This window comes from Vibrio sp. A37 (assembly GCF_059777565.1).
Genome location: NZ_JBLNLI010000004.1, coordinates 172,715 through 192,351, shown reverse-complemented (window position 1 = coordinate 192,351; position 19,637 = coordinate 172,715). Strand labels below are relative to the sequence as shown.

At 40.9% G+C, this 19,637-nt stretch carries 17 protein-coding genes; 10 read left to right on the top strand and 7 right to left on the bottom strand.

The features are described 5' to 3' along the window. The first annotated feature begins 14 nt into the window (after window positions 1-14). Window positions 15-1,568 carry a sodium:solute symporter family transporter gene (locus ACM2FC_RS09065; protein WP_498480586.1) on the top strand — a complete coding sequence of 518 codons (1,554 nt, stop codon included), beginning with the start codon at window positions 15-17 and terminating at the stop codon, window positions 1,566-1,568. Window positions 1,569-1,673: 105 nt separating this feature from the next. On the opposite strand, the gene ACM2FC_RS09060 is transcribed toward ACM2FC_RS09065, so the two are convergent. The 3 genes from ACM2FC_RS09060 to ACM2FC_RS09050 all read right to left on the bottom strand — a co-directional run bounded on the left by ACM2FC_RS09060 (window position 1,674) and on the right by ACM2FC_RS09050 (window position 5,046). Next, a complete protein-coding gene (locus tag ACM2FC_RS09060; RefSeq protein ID WP_498480585.1) occupies window positions 1,674-3,437 on the bottom strand; it encodes a hypothetical protein in 1,764 nt (587 codons plus the stop codon). Between the two features lie 579 nt (window positions 3,438-4,016). Continuing rightward, window positions 4,017-4,313: a Dabb family protein gene (locus tag ACM2FC_RS09055; RefSeq protein WP_498480584.1), complete on the bottom strand. Its 297-nt coding sequence runs from the start codon at window positions 4,311-4,313 to the stop codon at window positions 4,017-4,019. A gap of 43 nt (window positions 4,314-4,356) precedes the next feature. After that, complete coding sequence (locus ACM2FC_RS09050) at window positions 4,357-5,046, bottom strand: substrate-binding periplasmic protein (protein ID WP_498480583.1); 690 nt, start codon at window positions 5,044-5,046, stop codon at window positions 4,357-4,359. A gap of 173 nt (window positions 5,047-5,219) precedes the next feature. On the opposite strand from ACM2FC_RS09050, the gene ACM2FC_RS09045 reads away from it, so the two are divergent. After that, complete coding sequence (locus tag ACM2FC_RS09045) at window positions 5,220-6,047, top strand: aldo/keto reductase (RefSeq protein ID WP_498480582.1); 828 nt, start codon at window positions 5,220-5,222, stop codon at window positions 6,045-6,047. A 78-nt stretch (window positions 6,048-6,125) separates the two neighbouring features. Here ACM2FC_RS09045 and ACM2FC_RS09040 read toward each other — a convergent pair whose 3' ends face one another. Further along, complete coding sequence (locus ACM2FC_RS09040) at window positions 6,126-8,801, bottom strand: heavy metal translocating P-type ATPase (RefSeq protein ID WP_498480581.1); 2,676 nt, start codon at window positions 8,799-8,801, stop codon at window positions 6,126-6,128. A gap of 168 nt (window positions 8,802-8,969) precedes the next feature. Between ACM2FC_RS09040 and ACM2FC_RS09035 the strand changes: the two genes are divergently transcribed. From ACM2FC_RS09035 to sthA, 3 genes are all read left to right on the top strand, one after another. Then, window positions 8,970-9,203: a hypothetical protein gene (locus ACM2FC_RS09035; RefSeq protein WP_498480580.1), complete on the top strand. Its 234-nt coding sequence runs from the start codon at window positions 8,970-8,972 to the stop codon at window positions 9,201-9,203. Window positions 9,204-9,385: 182 nt separating this feature from the next. Beyond that, complete coding sequence (uxuA, locus tag ACM2FC_RS09030; protein ID WP_498480579.1) at window positions 9,386-10,447, top strand: mannonate dehydratase; 1,062 nt, start codon at window positions 9,386-9,388, stop codon at window positions 10,445-10,447. A gap of 283 nt (window positions 10,448-10,730) precedes the next feature. Next, complete coding sequence (gene sthA, locus ACM2FC_RS09025; RefSeq protein ID WP_498480578.1) at window positions 10,731-12,131, top strand: Si-specific NAD(P)(+) transhydrogenase; 1,401 nt, start codon at window positions 10,731-10,733, stop codon at window positions 12,129-12,131. A gap of 78 nt (window positions 12,132-12,209) precedes the next feature. Here the strand turns inward: sthA and ACM2FC_RS09020 are convergent, their stop codons facing one another. Beyond that, window positions 12,210-13,025 (bottom strand): alpha/beta fold hydrolase, encoded by an 816-nt coding sequence (locus ACM2FC_RS09020; protein ID WP_498480577.1) that lies wholly within the window; start codon window positions 13,023-13,025, stop codon window positions 12,210-12,212. Window positions 13,026-13,218: 193 nt separating this feature from the next. Here ACM2FC_RS09020 and ACM2FC_RS09015 point away from each other — a divergent pair, with 193 nt between their 5' ends. Both ACM2FC_RS09015 and ACM2FC_RS09010 read left to right on the top strand, forming a co-directional pair. Continuing rightward, entirely contained in the window at window positions 13,219-13,455 is a 237-nt protein-coding gene (locus ACM2FC_RS09015; RefSeq protein ID WP_498480576.1) for a hypothetical protein, read from the top strand. Between the two features lie 96 nt (window positions 13,456-13,551). Then, window positions 13,552-14,055, top strand: a complete 504-nt coding sequence (locus tag ACM2FC_RS09010; protein WP_498480575.1) for a hypothetical protein — start codon at window positions 13,552-13,554, stop codon at window positions 14,053-14,055. Between the two features lie 49 nt (window positions 14,056-14,104). Here ACM2FC_RS09010 and ACM2FC_RS09005 read toward each other — a convergent pair whose 3' ends face one another. After that, complete coding sequence (locus ACM2FC_RS09005; protein ID WP_498480574.1) at window positions 14,105-15,190, bottom strand: threonine aldolase family protein; 1,086 nt, start codon at window positions 15,188-15,190, stop codon at window positions 14,105-14,107. A 164-nt stretch (window positions 15,191-15,354) separates the two neighbouring features. Between ACM2FC_RS09005 and ACM2FC_RS09000 the strand changes: the two genes are divergently transcribed. Further along, a complete protein-coding gene (locus ACM2FC_RS09000) occupies window positions 15,355-16,107 on the top strand; it encodes a substrate-binding periplasmic protein (RefSeq protein ID WP_498480573.1) in 753 nt (250 codons plus the stop codon). A gap of 57 nt (window positions 16,108-16,164) precedes the next feature. On the opposite strand, the gene ribB is transcribed toward ACM2FC_RS09000, so the two are convergent. Then, window positions 16,165-17,238, bottom strand: coding sequence for a 3,4-dihydroxy-2-butanone-4-phosphate synthase (gene ribB / locus ACM2FC_RS08995; protein ID WP_498480572.1), 1,074 nt, complete (start codon window positions 17,236-17,238; stop codon window positions 16,165-16,167). Window positions 17,239-17,732: 494 nt separating this feature from the next. Between ribB and ACM2FC_RS08990 the strand changes: the two genes are divergently transcribed. Together ACM2FC_RS08990 and ACM2FC_RS08985 are read left to right on the top strand one after the other, a co-directional pair. Continuing rightward, entirely contained in the window at window positions 17,733-18,644 is a 912-nt protein-coding gene (locus ACM2FC_RS08990) for a CgnE/CgnB domain-containing protein (protein WP_498480571.1), read from the top strand. A gap of 23 nt (window positions 18,645-18,667) precedes the next feature. Continuing rightward, entirely contained in the window at window positions 18,668-19,474 is an 807-nt protein-coding gene (locus ACM2FC_RS08985; protein WP_498480570.1) for a class I SAM-dependent methyltransferase, read from the top strand. Window positions 19,475-19,637 lie beyond the last annotated feature (163 nt).

Here is a 19,637-nt window from a genome sequence, read left to right as displayed (position 1 = left end):
GTAGTGGAATCTAAATGGTTGCGTATTCAAGTTTTGCAATAATGGGGATATACCTAGCCACAACTCTAATGATTAGCTTGATCGTTAGTCATAAAAGCACTTCTAAATGCGACTTTTCTACAGGAGGCAAGCAGTTTGGTTGGATAACGGCAGGGATTTCTATTCTAGCCACCTACATCAGTATCATGACTTTTCTTGGTCAGCCTGGGTGGGTATATAACCAAGGTATGCAGGTATTAGAAGTTCATCTCTCCTATCCCATCGCGATTTTCTTTGCTGCCGTCTTTTTTATTCCCATTTTCTATAAGCTGGGATTGACCTCGATTTACGAGTATTTGGAGCTTAGATTTGGAGTGATCGCTAGAACGATTAATTCTGTCGTGTTTATTTTAGTGCAATGTATATCAGCGGGAGTCATTCTTTACGCTGTATCCATTATCCTAATAAAAGTCCTCCCTATTACCATTCAACAATCGCTTATTTGTATTACTCTTTTTACTGCGCTTTATACGTACTCGGGAGGGATCTCGACTGTGATATGGACAGACGTACTACAATCTGGGGTACTTTTCTCCGGTTGTATTGCCATCTTTTACATTCTTTTTAATCAAGTTCACGACATTACAACCACGTTAGAGCTCAGCCAATATGCCAACAAATTAACGATCATCAACACTAACTTTGATCTTCAAAGCGACACTAATTTATGGGCAGGTTTAATCGCAATTTCATTCTTAAACCTTAGTGTCTATGGAACTAATCAACTTATTATCCAACGTACGCTTGCAACCAAAAATGTAGAAACAGCTCAAAAATCCATGCTGCTATGTGGTTACGGCACCTTTTTTATCTACCTGTTTTTTAGCGTGATTGGGGTAATGCTGTATATCTTTTATCATGGTCAGACATTTGAAAATTCAAATGACATCATTTTGGATTTTGTATTTAACCACACAAACCCCATTGTGATCGGGCTTATCATGTCTGCTCTAGCTGCAGCGGCCATGTCGACGCTCGATTCTACGTACAACTCTATCGCAACAGTCGCGACTTACGATATATATAAGCGTTTTGTTCGAAAACAAGAATCCAACCAACATTATGACAAGATTGCTCGTCGACTAAGTTTGTTTAGCGCCATTGCGGTACTAATACCTGCAATGCTTTCTGTATCGAATGAATCCGTACTAAAAACTATCGCCAGTCTCACGTCTATTTTTGTCGGTATTCGCTTAGGTTCGTTTGTTCTTGGTATAGGTTTTAAGAGTGCCAATGAAAAAGGGATAATCATCGGCAGCCTAATGAGCATACTGGCAATAGCAACGTGCAGATTTATCCATATCTCTTGGCCTTGGTACGCGCCGATTGGAACCATCATATTTCTACTTGCAGGATATTTGACTAGTCAATATTGGGGAAGTGTTAGTGAGGAACAAGCGTCATTTATCAAACGACAGAAAAGCCTTTACCGAAAGCCCGCTCGAAGCCAACTTTTATTGCTTATATTTACAGCGATATCTGTTGGGTTATGCTTTTTTATACCTGAATGGTTGACTTCGGTGTTCTAATTGCGCATATCATCTACTTTCAATTCTATCGACAGCAATATCGTACACTAGGTAGCCGAGCCTCATGGCTCGGCTAAAAGTAAGTAAACTTACCGACTTCGAGTTCTATGCATCGTCAACAAATACATATCGTGTTTTGCATGGATTGGTAAAGTGACTACCATCTTCATTCCACTCATCAAATGTGTCTGGCGTATCTACCGTCGTTATGTAAACTGTCCTTACCCCTGAATCGATAAGGTACTTGGAATCATAATCGAGATAATCTTCATTCTTTATTTTAGCAGCAAAGCCATACCAAACTAATTCACCAACGGTACTATTGTGGCTACTAGCGTAATTTGATAATGCAAGCTGGAGAAAGTCCTCCGTGTCTGCATAGACGTCATCTCTAGTTATCACTTCAAAATCAGCATATGTATCTAAATTATTGGTAAGCCAACTTTCTAAGTAGTCATGTACACTCACATCCGTATTTTGATTGTATGAGCCTACATCTGTCCCGTACCTACTATAGTGCCCCGAATGAAAGGTCAAAAATATCAGGTGGTATCCGGCATGAAAATACTTGTTTGCTGCGATTTTAGCACTTTCATACATCTCTGGGGTGTAAGACTCATACCCACCTTGTAGTTTTTCATCAAACTCCTTTTCCGTCATTGTTTGTCCAACAAGGAAAGCAACTGTAGGAGTTTGCGTCTCTAGTCCACACTCTGGATTGACTTGGCGTGTTGCCGTCCCCTTTCCTGTCACCAAAATGACGTTGGCCTCCCCATCCTCTTCTTGATTGCTGGGTGTAAGAATAGAAGTTCCTTGAGCAAGTTCTTTGGATTCGAAGCTTAAAAAGTCACTGACGCCATCTTTACCAGTCGTTGGGTCAAACTCTGACGCTACAACATAGTTTCCACCTGCCTCTGAAGCATCTTCTGCAGCTGCATTCGCATCATAAGCTACCGACAACGTCGTTTTTCCGCCGAAATACCCACCACCACCGTAACCTACACTCCCATCATCAGCATCATCCTCAGCGACAACTGCACCATTACCAAGTCGAAGTTTGTTAGTGGCATAGTCATAGCTAATCCATTCACTGCTTGAGTCCAGATTCAACCATTTAGGTGGAGTTTCGTAGTCTGCTCTATATCCGCCTTGCCCACCTAAAGCGTCGTCCAAAACATCTTGTGAATCGTAATTCGCAGAGGCAGGGATATAATACATTACACCATCTAGAGATATGGATTCATCCCCTCCTCCGCCCTCAGTGTAATAAGACCCACCACCGCCACCACCCGCAACCATAATAACGTTATTTGAGGTTGGACTTTGCTCTAGCGGATTACTCGTCATAATAAGAGTCGCCGCTCCCCCGCTTCCCCCGAGTGACGTGGACTGTTTTACACCAGCTTCACCTATTGCCCAATAAACCGGGGCTGAGAAACCGCTTTCATTCGAAAAATAGGCATTGTGGAATAAACTTAGCGTAGTGGCCATGACGGCAGTACCACCATTACCTCCATTGTGGTATCCACCTATGCCTAAGCCTTGACCTCCACCACCTCCCTTAGCTAACAAAATCATAGGGGTCGCTGAATTGACAGATTCTGGAAAGTCAGAAGTATCTAAGTTGATATTTTTTTCGAGCACTTCCAAATCAGTAGAATAATTTCCAAGCTCTTTTGAAAGAGGACATGTTATAAAATGGTAATAATCGTACTCTTCTGTATCTGTCGCTAAATAATGTTTTTCAAAACTACATTGTGTAGAAACATCAATATCCTCCGCATAAGTGTAGTCTGTAAATAAAAATGATAGAATTAAAAGTAACAATATTAAATATAAAACTTCCGTCAAATAGTATTTCTTATTCATAATAAACAGCCTCCTGCTTTTTTATAAGCCATGGTCCAAGCTTTTATAGAACACCACTACTAATCTATATTCCTCTCACTTTACTAAACGAAAGAGTAGGCTCTAGCAAAGAAATCTTTGCGTAACGAGCCCTCCAAACATTGGATATAAAGCAAGTAAGTTTAACCAAACAGACACGGAACGTGGCTTTGCAAACAAGGATTTAGGTTGCTTACAAAACTAGAGTTCTGATGTCTGATAAATACGTTATTCGTTAAGGCTAAAAATTTAAATTGGCAATAATATATTTACGGATATATATCACATAACATTTTAATCTTAATATTATTGGTTAATTGCCATGTTAATTATAAGGTTTATTTTGAATTGGATTTTATTATTCCGAGATGATGTGTAATTTATTCCACCAATTAGTTAACTTTGTAAAGGTTTAATTTCAGATAATAAAACTCTAAAAACTTAAGTTACTTAGATTATGATTCTCTATTAATAACATTTTATGCTCTAGCTTTTAACGGAGCAGTGTAGGCTAAAGACAGTGCATTAGATAATTAAGTGTGGATAGCGCTATACATAACGTTATATCTGATAATCAAATACAATCACATCCTCTAAAAGAGGTCGAAACACAGCTTTCAAAGCTTCATGTTCAGGATGTGGTAAGTAATTTTGTCTGCCCTGCTCATCAGCAAACGTCATAAACACACAGTGGGTGTAATTTTGGTTTTTACCTTCTGGGCTGTCATTTTTTCCCCACTCGACCGACGTGACACCTTCGACTTTGTCTGGCATAAACTCAAACAACGACTTTAAGTGATTGATGTCCGATTCTTGGGCTGACTGTTTAAATTTGATCAGTAATACGTGACGTATCATTCGAAGCTCTCTTTAGGGTAGTGTCGCCCATTTAGAGTAAACTTTAACGGCGCTCGCGTATAGCCTCGTTTAGTTTATCCATAAACTCTGGATGCTCTTCTAGAAAGGCTTTAGATACGTAGACACCGAACTCTTTTTCTTTCTGCGTCAAGATTTGGTATCTTGCATCATACTTAAACGCACTATTGAATACTGCCTCCGCTACCAAAATAGCGTCCACTTCCCTACTATCTAGTTTGCTAACCAAAGACCGTATATTCATCGCTGGTTTCACCGTCTTATAACCAGACTTCTGTAACCAATAGTTGGTGTTGGTGTTAAGCAAACTCGCCATCACATAATCGTCTTTTTCATCTGGATTAAAGCTTTCCCTAGATTGCCTTAACATCACCCAAACCCAACGATTAATCATCACAGATTCAGAGAAGACAGCGAATTGATCTCGCTGCTCATTTTTTGAGGCCATAAAGAATCCATCTGAGCGACCACCTCTCAACTCAGATAAGGCTCGTCCATGATTAGAGCCAACTTGAATGGTATATTCAACGCCAATTGAATCCAAAATTGGTTTCATCGCGTCTAAACCGATACCAGAAAAGTCTCCTTGCGCATTCACTATTGTGTAAGGAGGGAAATGAGGTAGGAAAAAATGCATTTTATATTGCGCATAAGCTTTTCCAGCACAAATCAAAAATAGAACAAACATACCTCGAACTAGCGTTTTCGCAATCATAATCTATCGCTGAAACTCTCACCTATTACCTATTGAAATTATAGATACATTTATTCAAGTGTGCTGAAGAGAACAGAGATTATTAAAGCAAGCTTTTTTCATTCTCACGGATAAATTTTCGTGTATTATGAAATGCCGTTTCATAGCGTAATACTTCCCCAATCGAGGTTCTTATGAGTAACGAACAACCAATCATCCAACTTTCAGATGGAAATCAAATTCCTCAGCTTGGTCTTGGCGTCTGGAGAGCAAGCCAAGAACAAGCAAAAAACGCGGTTAGCCATGCTTTAAAATCCGGATATCGTCACATTGATACTGCTGCCATCTATGACAATGAAGAAGGTGTGGGTGCCGGCATTCGTGACTCGGGTATCGACCGAGAGGAGATATATCTAACCACCAAGGTGTGGAACTCAGAGCAAGGCTTTGACTCTGCAACTGCGGCACTTGAAGCGAGTTTAAAACGCTTACAGGTTGAATATATCGATCTACTACTTATTCACTGGCCAGCGCCAAATAAAGATAAATACGTTGACACTTGGCGTGCGTTAATTCAAGCCAAAGAACAAGGTAAGGTTCGTTCCATTGGCGTCTCCAACTTTACCGAGCAGCACATTCAGAGACTTATCGACGAAACTGGTGTCACACCAGTATTGAACCAAATAGAGCTACACCCTTTCTTTCAGCAAGCTCCATTGCGAGAAAACCTAAACAAATCCGGCGTGAAAACCCAAGCTTGGAGTCCATTAGGTCAAGGGCAAGCTCTTGAAAATAAAACTATCATAGCTATCGCCAGTAAGCACCAAAAATCGCCAGCACAAATAATCATTCGCTGGCATCTTCAACTTGGCAATGTCGTGATTCCAAAGTCTGTGACGGATCATCGCATTGAAGAAAACTTCAATGTGTTCGACTTCGAGTTAGATCAAGACGATATGGTGCAAATAGCAAGTTTGGACAACAACCAACGCATTGGCCCCGATCCACTTGAGTTTGAATAAACTCTCAAGAACCTGCTCTACTCGGTTAAACATAAAAAATCCGCCATAATTCGGCGGATTTTTTATTCTTTCAGATTATTAGCTGCGTCTGCTCGCTTTAAATCTGCGCAAGCGATTAGCGTTAGTAACTACAGTGAAGGATGAGAATGCCATCGCTCCACCAGCAACAATTGGGCTAAGTAAAATACCCCAAACTGGATAAAGTACACCAGCGGCCAATGGGATGCCTAATCCATTGTATATAAACGCGAAGAACAAGTTTTCTTTAATGTTTCTAAGCGTTGCTCTAGAAAGCTCGACTGCATCAGCTAGACCATGCAAAGATGCTCTCATTAAGGCAATATCGGCCGATTCAATGGCAACGTCAGTGCCAGAGCCCACAGCAAAACCAACATCTGCTTTCGCTAGTGCAGGCGCATCATTAATGCCGTCACCAGTCATACCCACCTGCAAGCCTTGTTTTTGTAGCTCATCAATTAACTCGGCTTTCGTTTCGGGCAAGCATTCTGCACGGAAATCATCTAGATGGACTTGCTTCGCAACCGCTGCGGCTGTTTTAGGGTTATCACCTGTTGCCATAATCACTTTTAAGCCCATTTTGTGTAGGCGACGGATAGCTGCTGCTGAGTCTTCACGAATAGCGTCAGCGACAACTATCAGGCCAGCAAGCGTACCATCAATAGCAAGATACATTGGTGTTTTTCCTTGCTCAGCGAAACTATCTATCTGAGTTGTGACAGATTGTGTATCGATGTTGTTGCGCGCCATGAGTTTATGGTTACCCATTGCAACAACTTTATCGCCTAATTTACCTTCGATACCAAAGCCAGATATTGCTTCAAATTCTGAACTTACTTCGAGTTCTAGATTTTTAGTCTTGGCTGATTCTACAATCGCTTCCGCTAACGGATGCTCTGAAGATTGCTCAATGCTACCTGCTAATTGAAGTAATTCATCTTGTTGATATCCGTTGAGTGCAACAACATCGGTAACACTCGGTTTACCCTCAGTCACAGTACCTGTTTTATCAACAATGATGACATCAAGTTTACTCGCTTTCTGCAAAGACTCACCGTTGCGAACCAAGAGTCCTAATTCCGCTGCTTTACCAACTCCTGTGATTATGGATAGCGGTGTCGCAAGACCAAGAGCACAAGGACAAGCGATAATAACAACGGTTGTAAAGACAATCAGAGCATGAGTCAGAGCTGGTGTTGGACCAACGAAATACCATATTAACGCAGAGAGTATCGCGACACCGACGACAAATGGCACAAACACTGCTGAGATCTTATCCGCTAACTGAGCAATTGGTAGTTTGGTATTTTGCGCACTTTTTACAAGACGAATGATGTTGGCTAACGCGGTGTCTGCGCCCACTTTTTCAGCGACAAAGATCAAGCTACCGTTTTTGTTGATGGTACCAGCAGAAAGCAAATCGTTCGCTTCTTTAGTCACAGGAATAGGTTCACCAGTGAGCATTGACTCATCCACTGCAGACGTTCCTTCAACGACACGACCATCAACAGAGACTTTGTCTCCAGGGCGCAAACGAATTCTATCACCTACTTTCACTTCCTCAATAGGCAAGTCGATTTCTTGGCCATCACGGATGACGCGAGCGGTTTTCGGTTGCAGGCCAATCAGTTTTTTAACCGCTTCACTGGTTTTACCCCGCGCTCTAAGGCCTAAGCCGTGACCTAAATTGATGAGACCAACGATAAAGGTTGCCGCTTCAAAGTAGACGTAACGCCCTGCTTCAGGAAATACATCAGGAAATAGAACAACAACCATACTATAGAGCCATGCGGTACTAATCCCCATTGCAACTAGAGTATCCATGCTGGTACTGCCGTGTTTTAGGTTTGCCCAAGCACCTTTATAGAAGTGTCCACCCGGACCAACAAGGATACCTAAAACAAGTAAACCGATAAAACCCCAAATCCATTGCTCTGTAGGGGTATTTATTGCCGTATCACCGATAAAATCCCATATCATGAGTGGAACACCAAGCGCCAACGATAGCCCAGCTCCCCACATCATATGCTTATACTGTTTACGCTCGGCTTCCGCTTTTTTCTTTTCCCTTTGCTCATCAGCTAGCAGTTTTTTACCTGGATAGCCAACCCCTTCTAATGCGCTGAGCATTTCTGACTCCAGTGCAGTCCCTTTTACGGTGACGGATTTATCAGCCAAGCTAGCAACTGCGCTCACAACACCAGATAAGGAGTTGAGCGCTTTTTCTATTTTGGCTACGCAACTCGCACAGCTCATATTGTCAATTTCAAATGTCACTTCATTTGCTACTGTGACCACGGCTTTACCGGGATAGCCAACATCTGCCAAGGCTTTTAAAAGTTCGGCTTGTGAAGCTGAGCCAGCGACAGTAACTGTTTTATCAGCCAAGTTAGCAAACGCTTTTGTTACTCCAGACACGGCGTTTAAGGCGGTTTCGATTTTATTTACGCAGCTAGCACAGCTCATATTTTCGATGTCGAAAACTTGCTCAACGTGTGCTTTCGCAACAACTTGACCTGGGTAACCAGCACTAGAAAGGGCCTTCAAAATTTCTTGCTCAGTCGCGTTTCCTTCAACTGTAACCGCTTTGTCTACAAGATTAGCAACCGCTTTGGTCACGCCGGGTAAGACATTCAAAGATTTTTCAATTTTGTTTACACAACTTGCACAGTTCATGTTTTCAATATCAAACGTTTGAGTCCGCCCGATGTTATTGTATTTCATTTGAACACCCATAATCTTCACCTTCGATTTATTTGGTATGGACATATCCTAAAGGTTACCCTTCGGTCAAGGTCAAGGTGTTTTTACCAAATAAATTGACGGTTACTTTCTATTGACTTTCCCCTAAGGGTAAACCCTAACGTACTACAAGTTAGCCACATTAATATCTAAGGGAACATGATGAACCTAAAAAAGTATAGCCACATTGCTATTATCGTCGCTTTAGTCGCAGCCGTAGGATATCTATTTAATTATGGAAATATTGTTACGGGAGCACTAGCCAGCGCTTTTTTGCTGCCGCTAGTATTTTGCCTAATTATGGCACTCTTTATGATTGGCATGACCCACAAACCTAATAGGGAAAGTCAATCCATTAAAAAATTAGAAAATCACTCGAAAAAGTTTGACGCTTAAAAGATTGATCTTGTTGAGAAATGAGGCTCTTATGGCCTCATTTACTATTTGCGGCCAAATATAATGCCTCCTTCACATAACTAACATTTTAAAACACCGTTTCTAAACGATGACTTAGTTTCTTTGCCAGTGTTATGATAGGAGTCTACATTCTCAAGCAAAATGCCAAGATAGGGTTAGTTATGAAAATGACATTTCGCTGGTATGGCGAAGGCAATGACAAAGTCACTTTAGATCAGATTAAGCAAATACCGGGTGTTGAGGGTATTGTATGGTCGCTGCACGATATGCCCGCTGGAGAGCTATGGAGTGAAGAGCGTATTACAAAAGAGAAGCAACGCATAGAAGGCGCTGGATTTAATATTGAAGTGGTCGAAAGTGTAAACGTTCATGAGGACATAAAACTCGGCCTTGAAACTCGTGATTACTACATAGACAACTACAAAGAAACATTAAGACGGCTGGCAATAGCAGGTGTGAAAGTCGTTTGCTACAATTTTATGCCTGTGTTTGATTGGACTCGTACCGATTTGTTTAAGCAAACAGAAGATGGCTCCAACGCTCTGTTTTTTGAAAAAAGTAAAATAACCGATATCGACCCAACAGAGCTGATAGAAAAACTTTCCCAAAATGTTGACGTAACCATGCCTGGTTGGGAACCAGAAAGGCTAGGTAAACTTAAAGAAACCTTCAAACAGTATCAAGGCTTCACCGCAGAAAATCTTTGGTCTAACCTCCAGTACTTCCTTGAACAAGTTATCCCAGTTTGCGAGGAGTGCGGTATTAAAATGGGTATCCACCCTGATGACCCAGCCTTCCCTATCTTTGGCCTACCCCGCATTATCATCAACAAAGAAAACATTCAGCGCTTTCTAAATTTAGTGGATAGCCCATACAACGGTTTAAGTTTGTGTACAGGTTCGTTAGGTTCTACTGAAAACGATATCCCGGAAATTATTGATGCTTTCCATGACCGTATCCACTTTATCCATATTCGCAATGTAAAACGTTTTGATAACGGAGATTTTATTGAAACTTCTCACCGCGCATGTGATGGTTCTGTTGATACTGTCGAAGTGATAAAAACACTGTATAAACACAAGTTCACAGGATACGTTCGTCCTGATCATGGTCGCCATATTTGGGGTGAGGAGAAGTGGGCTAGACCAGGTTATGGATTGTATGATCGAGCGTTGGGCATAATGTATATACTGGGTGTGTGGGATAGCTTAAATAGTCAATAGCGTTATTTTGTTTGCGCACAAGTTACCTACTTTCATATCCAGCGATTAACTCTCAGAACTCGCTGTTTACTACTTTTGCATGGACGCAAAAGTCAGTACCTATACTCAAAATCTCACCTTTTACACACTATCCTGCCTGCAATGATGTGTATCAACCTTTGACATTATAATTTAGTTGCAATCTAAGGTTGCGTACGTACTTTTCGTTATTCATGTGACGCGTGTATGCTGGTTTGTTAACATTTCCTTACACTGACTATTGAGTAATCTGAAAGGAGTGGGAATGACCCAAACAACGCACTTCGATGCCATAGTAATTGGCAGTGGTCCCGGCGGTGAAGGGGCTGCAATGGGATTAACCAAAGCAGGGATGAACGTTGCGGTAATAGAAAAAGAACACAGCATCGGCGGCGGATGCACACATTGGGGAACAATACCTTCTAAAGCACTGCGCCAAGCAGTGAGCAGAATCATTGAAATCAACAGCAACCCCCTATTTCGCAAAAGCAATTCAACACTACGCTCGACTTTCTACGACATTCTGAGCCAAGCAAAATCCGTTAGCGAAAAACAGACGCGCCTTAGACAAGGCTTTTATGACCGTAACGATTGCACATTGATTTCTGGTACGGCGAAATTTGTAGATGCACACACAGTAGCAGTAACAAAGTCAGATGCAGGCACTGAATACTATAGTGCAGATCATTTTGTCATCGCTACTGGCTCTCGTCCTTATCAACCAGACAATGTGGATTTTAACCACAAACATATTTACGATAGCGACTCTATTCTTGAGCTAAAAGAAGATCCAAGACATATCATCATTTATGGTGCTGGCGTTATCGGCTGCGAATACGCTTCCATATTTAGAGGATTAGGGTTAAAAACGGACCTCGTTAATACCCGTGATCGCCTGCTAGCCTTCTTAGATAACGAAACTTCTGACGCGCTCTCTTATCATTTTTGGAATAGCGGAATAATCATCCGCAATGATGAGACATACGAAAAAATAGAAGGCACCGATGATGGCGTTATTCTGCATTTAACATCTGGCAAAAAATTGAAAGCAGATTGCTTGCTTTATGCCAATGGCCGAACAGGGAATGCCGATCAACTTAACCTTGAAGTATTAGGCTTAAATGCCAATTCAAGAGGGCTGATCTCGGTTGATGATGACTATCAAACGAAAGCTGAACACGTTTATGCGGTCGGTGATATTATTGGCTATCCAAGCTTAGCTAGCGCAGCATACAACCAAGGCCGCTTTGCAGCTCAAGCAATAACTCGTGGCCAAGCACAAGGGCATTTAATCGAAGATATACCTACAGGTATCTATACGATTCCAGAAATCAGCTCTGTGGGCAAAACTGAGCAAGAACTTACCGCAGACAAAGTTCCATACGAAGTAGGTTGTGCGTCGTTTAAACACTTAGCTCGCGCACAAATTGCGGGTAACGATGTTGGCAGTTTGAAGATTCTTTTCCATCGAGAAACCAAAGCGATACTCGGTATTCACTGCTTCGGTGAACGCGCATCGGAAATTATCCATATCGGTCAAGCGATTATGGAACAAAAAGGTGAAGGTAATACCATCGAATATTTCACTAACACCACATTCAATTACCCAACTATGGCAGAAGCCTACCGCGTCGCTGCATTGAATGGTTTAAATCGTTTGTTCTAAACTAAACTTACAAGCCGCTGTATTCAGCGGCTTTTTATTCTCAACGCTAATTTAATTCGCACATATTTAAAGTTAAGCTCAAGAATTATCAGACTTTTCTAAAAAAAGCATGGGTTTAATTTCTTTTATTATTCGTTGTGGGTCTTTCCATAAAATAAAATGCCCTGCCCCTTTCACTTCAACCAATTTTTTACCTTGACCGTTTAATCTTTCCATCGCGAATTGTGAGTTGTGCGGATCAGAAATTGTGTCTTCTTTGCCATGTATGAGCGTCACATCCGTGCCATCAAGTTTATGCCAATCCTTGCGACTCAGCTTACTCAATTCATCGGCTAACGGCATCATCTCGCCGTTAGATTTTTTCCACTCGTCAGATAGGAATGCTCCTACTAACCAAGTATCAGCGAGCTCATTGTACCATTTAGGTTCTTCTAGCTTAGGGTCAAACGCGGGAGCGACGAGTACCAACCCTTGAACCAAATCTGGATACATGATCGCGAGATTAAGTGCAATAGGCCCACCCAAGGAATGACCAACTAAAATATTTTTTTTGTCCTTAGAAAGTAAAGGCGCGATAGAGCTTGCCTGTGATTCTATTTCGTAATCCAGTTGCTTAGGCGATTGACCATAGCCAATTCGATCGACGGAAATTAACTCTGCATGTTGAGCAAGCCAATCATCGCCTAAATACGTTTGATATCCCTCCTTGCTTCCAGGAGAGCCATGGATAAATATTAAACGATACTCACTGCTGGAATCCCCTTGCTTCATATAGGCAATACCATTGTCGCTATAAAGCGTTTCTGCTGACGCTTTGGAAGCCAAAGCTTCCGACTTGATAAACAAACTAACCAAAAAGCTGAGAATAGAGATGCGAATCCACCTTGATGTCATTTTATTCCTCCAAAAAAACACCCTGTACGTCAGACCGGATAAACTTTACTTTTTATTCAGTCACCAATGCATATGCGCTTTTTTATGCCATTTATACAAATACATTATGTTCAAAAAGTAAGCTAGTAAATGGAAGCTTCACTACACTATGAACAATAAGATAAGTTTATAGAGTGTTTATTCAATGAGGCAGATGTTCATCACAATAATGTTGTATGCAATAGCTGTGATCGCACATGCATCGGAAACATCTTGGAAAGAGTTAAAGTGGATCACTGAAGAATATCCACCTTGGACCTATTCAGAAAATGGTGGCTACTTTGCTTTGCACAAAGACACCGACAAAATTCTGGTCCAAAGCTTTCAAAACGCATTTGATGAGCTAAAAAATGAAGGCGTATTGGAACAACTTGTCAGCAAGTACAAATAACAATAATAGAACAGACATACAATCATTATTTTTAATCATTAGTTTAGAGCCTCCTCATATGGTATAAATTTTTTTTATCATATGGAAAATACTTTCATGAAAAAAATACTTTTATCATCAATATGTTATCTTTTTATGTTTCCCGCATTCGCTTCGAGTTTGCATTTCGAAAGTAGCCATGTCGTAGATACAGCGTTCAGGTTAAAGCTAAGCGCAGATAGTACTCCTTCCCACCCAACTTACTTTGCTTGTACCGTTAGCTTACAACCTACGTTTGACAATGGGGGGCATCCTACATTGAAAAAATGGACGCCGAAAATGGAATTCACGCCTGTTGTACTCGTTAATTATGCGCAAAACGTTAAAGGTTTTAATGGGTTAGGTATTATCAACACTACGGCTGGCTATATTAATAGTCATTACTTTATGGCTTATCACGATCCTGATTTTAAAAACCAGCTTGGTGCTAAACAATCGATCTACTACCCTGGCTTCATTGATGCGCATGTATTGTGGGCAGGCTATCAAATCCAGTGTCATATTATGGATATCAACACAGCAAAAACTTCTCGAGTATTAGCTGGTAGCGACTACAACTAAATTTGTTCTCTCTCCCCCTTAGATTGCTAAGGGGGAATATAACGTATAGTTAAGCCGGAATTTGCATTTCTTTAGTGAGCCAATCAAGCACATCACGTAAAGTATCATCTTCCATAGCGAGTAAGTTATCTCCTACATACCACTCCATCTTAGACATACTTGGATGCTCCATGATTTGCGGCCGGCCAATCCAGACACCTTTTTCTTTTGCAATTCGGTCACGCAACTCCACCAGTTTCTCATAACTGACAGGAAACATCAGATGCAGCATATTGCTCTGAGGTTCAGTTGGGTTAAGTGTAAAGAGTGGAAATTCATTAATTATTTTATACACTTGCCGTGTACGCTCAAACAAGCTGGGCATTTGAGCTAAACGCTCATCAAACTGCATTGCTGCTGAAACAACGTAGGGCGTTCGATGGTAGACATTCCCACCTTGGCGCTTCATCCAAAGGGAAGCGAGCTCAATGAGTTCTTTGTTACCAAGTAGCATGGAACCACCTAAACCGTTAATGCCTTTATATAGAGATACATAGGCGCTATCAAAGCCGCTAGAAATTTCCTTATAGTCTTTCTGATAAAAAGCTGCAGTTTCCCACAAACGAGCTCCATCCATATGCAAATGAATTTTCTTCTCCTGACAGTATTGCTTAATTTGTTCCATCTCTTGCCAGCTAGGAAGCTGTCCGCCCAACTCTCTCATTGGGAGTTCATAAAGAATCGCCGCAAGGTCATCCGGCCAAGCGTATAAATCTTCTCTGGTCCAAGGGCGATAACGGTTGCCTAGTGGAATAACATCAAACCGGTTCTGCATTCGATACCCTTGGCTTTCAAACCGAGTAATATGGCTAGACTCATGCATCCCCACCAACGGGTTTTTCTTTTGCTTACAAACAAGTTCCAACACGGTCGCTTGAGTCATAGTACCAGTAATAACAAATAAGCCAGCTTCAAAGCCTAAAAGATCTGCCACTTTTTGTTCAAACGATTGGATTAATTCGCCGCTACCGTATACATCATGCTGAATGTTATTTGTTTCGCACCACTGTGCCATTTCAGCGAAATATTCTGCCGGTGCTGGTTTTCTATTACCTGGAATAAATAGTTCACTTTGAGATTCTATGTCGTTAGCCATGGGGTTTTCCTAGTCACATCTGAATGCGCAAAGTTATCTTTAAACTCACCGAGAGTAAAGAAGTCGTTAGTGAAGACGTTGGTATAGCGCATCAAGCAACTATTTCTTCTCAACGTATTCTTTTCGACTACTATTAATGAAACTATCAATGACAAGGAATAGTCATGAGGGTAATACTTACATTATTGTGTTTGCTGCTCTCGCCTGTTGTTTGCGCAACCACAATTAATGTTTATACAGAAGAGTTTCCACCCTACAACTACACAAAGCAGGAGCGTATCGTCGGTGTTTCAACTCAAATCATTAGAGCTGTATTAGACAAGGCCAATATCAGCTACAAAATACGCTCCTTGCCTTGGAGCCGAACGATGGTAAGCACCCAACGAGACGCTAATGGGTTAATTTACTCAATATCCAGACGAGCCAGTAGAGAAGATAAATATATTTGGATTGGGAAGCTGGTTCCCGCTCAACAATCCATTTTCGGTTTAAAATCTAACCAGTCCATTGTTTTAAATCAGCTTTCTGATATTGAAAAGTACAAAGTAACCACAGAGATCAATGATTCAAGAGAGCACTATTTTATTGAGCAGGGTATTGATATTAGTGACTTTACAAGACTATCTGGGATGGAAACAAGATATAAGCAATATGAACTGCTTAAGCAACAAAGAGTCGAGTTATGGCCTATAGCAGATGCTGTTGCCTACTACGTGGCAAAAAAAGCAGGTGATGACCCAACGATTGTCTTGGAAAGAAAATGGAATCTTAGTTTAAATGAGCCAGTGCATCACTATTACTTGGCAGCAAACAAACAGTTTCCAAAGGATAAATTACAACAAATTCGTCAGGCACTGAATGAGTTTCGTACCACAGCAGAGTATAAAGAGATTCTTCGAAATTGGGGACTAGAGTAAAAAAGAAGGAATCGGCCGTATTGTGCGGCCGATTGTATTAGAGGCTTTTGAACTAAATCAGTTAACGACCTGATATTCAGTAATTTCCAACCCAAAACCTGACAGAGAATGATAAGGAGCAGCAGTAGAAGAAATAAGCTTCATTTTCTCAACGCCTAGCTCACGTAAAATTTGTGAGCCGATTCCAATCTCTTGCGTACGGGCATTTTTCACCTTAACCGCGTCTTGATTTGGTAGAGCTAGGCTATCTGTTTTACCGATGCAAAGCATAACACCTGGAAGATCCGACTTTGCAATATGCTCTAAGGCTTGCTTAATTGAGCACCCTTCACTCTTAGCGAATAAAATATCTTCTGGCAATTTAATGTTGTGAACTCGTACAAGCGCTTCTTCACTATTTTCTAAGTCACCTTTGCACAGTGCGTAGTGTAATTGCTGATCAACGATATCTTTATAGATGTGTAGATCGAACGTACCGTATTCAGTTTCAAACTCTCTAGAATCAATTTTTTCGACAATACCCTCAGTCGCCAAGCGGTATTTAATCAAATCAGCAATAGTTCCGAGTTTAATATCATGCTTTTTAGCAAACTCTTCTAACTGAGGACGACGTGCCATTGTGCCATCTTCGTTAAGGACTTCAACAATAACACATGACGGTTCCAAACCAGCGAGACGAGCTAAATCACACCCTGCTTCGGTATGCCCTGCGCGAACTAAAACGCCCCCTTCTTTAGCTACAATTGGAAAAATATGTCCAGGGGAAACAATGCTTGCAGGAGTCGCTGAACTATCAATCGCGGCTTGTACTGTTGTTGCCCGATCACTTGCCGAAATACCAGTCGTCACACCTTCCGCAGCTTCGATAGAAACCGTAAAGTTAGTTCCAAAAGCTTCCGTGTTATTTCTGACCATCGGAGACAAATTCAGCTGTTGAGCTCTTTGCTCTGTGATAGTAAGGCAAATTAACCCTCGACCATTCATTGCCATAAAGTTGACGAGTTCTGGGGTAATTTTCTCTGCTGCTATCAGAATATCCCCTTCATTTTCGCGATCTTCGTCATCAACCAGTATGACCATTTTGCCCGCTGCTATATCAGCAATGATGCCCTCGATATCATTCAGATACATGTTTCTCTCACGTTCAATTGAAGTTGCCGCCAATCATATCAAAAAACCCCAGTTTATCTACGTTCGTATAGTTTAGAATGCTGGTTTGGACATAAAATAAAAGCATATTTGAAAATTTAAAGCTCAACCTCAGTACCAATCCGTTATTCGTAAATTCACTAATTAACCAACAGCTCATATGCGCAATAGAAAGTCACAACTTTTCTCGCCTTCTAGAGTTCACCCTTACCGAAAAGTAAAGTTATCTTCAACACACACTTGTTAAAGATATATTTCAAATTTGATAACTTTGTTTTATGCAACAGGTTGTTTACTTGGTTAAAAAATTGTTGAAAATATTCCAACGACAAACACTTACCGTGTTTGCGTATAACCCCTTCAAATAAGGAAGAAAAAAATGCAACAACAAACAAAGAAAAAGCTGAAAAAAGTCAATGCCGATACAAGAAAGTTCACTGGCAATGCGTTTTGGTAAACGACTAAGGAACTAAGCTATGAATAATTCCCTATCAGTTATTGAGTTTTTTGCCCTATTTCGTGATAGGGAAATTTCCATTGTGGTTGATGACTCAAATTATTCCAACATTTTTAACGATTTAGGCTTTAAAGTTATTCACTTTGATGACTATGATTTTCTATCTCAACAGACGATATTTCTCGTTGTGACGTCGTTTGAATATCAAGAGAGAATCAATCAACTATGGGACAACACAAACAGTATTATTTGTCTTTTATCCATCGCGAAGTTTCTACCTAGCATTAAAAATGCGAGTTATACGCTAGATAAAATACTTCTGGCTGACATCGCACAAATTCTCGAAACTAGAGATGACGCCTATGAGTTCGTACGTTGTAACGATCACCTCAAAGTAAACACCTCCAAGAGCCGTTTCACTGTGGATTTCCACAATGAGATTGATGTAGCCAACTACGAGAAAGAGCTCCATTCTGGATTTCTCTATTCTGTTCCTGAATTGTTTGAAGCTTCTTTTGTTAATTTCAAAGAAGAAAATACTGGATACACTGTCAATGGTATTTTTGCATTTGATGGTGTTGTCACTGCAACTGTTAACGAGCAGCTAAGAAACACTCACAAAGAGTCAATTACCGAGCTCATTAGTACAGTCAATACTGCAAAATCGAAGCATCTAGTCATAGAAAATAACCAAATAGTGTCACTGGTCATTGATGGACAAGAAAGCCAATTGTTAAGTCATTTCGACTTTGAGATTGGCAATCAAATTACTGAACTTGCGTTTGGGTGCAACCAAAATATCGGAACAATAGATTGGGGTATTAATTCAGTGGCCAATGAAGGCGTATATGGCACTCATATCGGCATAGGAATGGGACGAACTGCTCCTCATATAGATTTTATTGCCCAAGACCTAATGCCTATTTATTAGGGTCTACTTACCTAGGACGACATATGACTATTGAAGATCCATCGATCCAATATTATGACAGCGATTACCCAGACGTTAAAAACCCTGTTTGGCAAGAAAACCTCACTTGTTTTGAAGAGTACCCTCTATTAGCAAATGATACTCAAAGCTTTATCAACTACGCACATAAACGTGGTTCGAAAAGCGTTCTTGAAGTTTGCTGCGGAACAGGCAGAGTAGCTATCTCTTTAGCCAGCGAAGGAATGAAAGTATTCGGGGTTGATTACTCGACTGAAATGTTGGGCTTGCTCAGGCAGAAATGTCGAAGCGAAAACCTGACTCATACAATACAAATTACCCACTCAAATGCACAAAACTTTGAGATTGATTTTAAATTCGATTTATCTATCATTGCTTTCAATGGCTTCCTCTGCCTCGCAGATGAAGCTGTGCAGAGCTCAACTCTAAAAAACATTCATCGGCATTTAAAACCTGATGGCATATTGCTAATGGACCTCCTTAATCCCGCTCATCTTAACTTGGAAGGAACAAACAACTTTCGAAATGGATCAGTACGAAGATGTGTGTACTCTGGGAAAAAATATGTCCGATACAGCCGCTGCACACCCACAGATGTCAATCAACAGCAAAGGATTTATGGCTTTTATCATGAACTAGAATCTGGGGAAGAAAAACCATTTGAGTTTCCATGGCGACCAGTATCAGCAGAGCAAGTCGTTGACATGTTAATAGAAGCAGGCTTCTCGAGCGTGAATCTATATAGCGATAGTGAGAGAACTCTGAAGTTTCACCAAAACAGCCAGCATATTTTTGTCGAGGCTTTCGCTTAAAAGTCACAGTGCCGATTAATTACAACACGTTCTCTTAAAATCTGAAATTGTACCGATCGGCACTATAACCGCAGTTCCACTCCTCAACACTCCATTTACCTGTTTAACCTTGTTGACCTAATTTCAGCTTAGAGTTTGCATACGCCTGAAATAAGACAAAGCG